Origin of the sequence: Streptomyces sp. URMC 126, from assembly GCF_051386555.1 — a bacterium.
Classification (GTDB): Bacteria; Actinomycetota; Actinomycetes; order Streptomycetales; family Streptomycetaceae; genus Streptomyces.
Genome location: NZ_JBPQTX010000726.1, coordinates 1 through 328 on the forward strand (window position 1 = coordinate 1; position 328 = coordinate 328).

Here is a 328-nt window from a genome sequence, read left to right on the forward strand (position 1 = left end):
GCAGCGGCGGCGACGGCCCGCTGCGCGGCAAGGTCGTCGTCATCGACCCCGGGCACAACCCGGGGAACTTCGCGCACACCCGGGAGATCGCCCGCCAGGTGGACGCGGGCACGCACCGCAAGGAGTGCGACACCACCGGCACGTCCACGGACGCCGGTTACACCGAGGCCGCCTTCACCCTCGATGTCTCGCGCCGGCTGCGCACACTGCTGGAGGCGCGCGGCGCGACCGTACGGTTCACGCACGACGGGGACCGCCCGTACGGGCCGTGCATCGACGAGCGAGCGCGCATCGGCAACGAGGCGAAGGCGGACGCCGTGGTCTCCGT

The 328-nt window shown here is 73.5% G+C and carries 1 protein-coding gene; it reads left to right on the plus strand.

Annotated elements, in window-relative coordinates:
- A partial coding sequence (locus ACSNOK_RS33645) for an N-acetylmuramoyl-L-alanine amidase family protein (protein ID WP_436784561.1) occupies nt 1-328 on the plus strand: 328 nt, incomplete at both ends.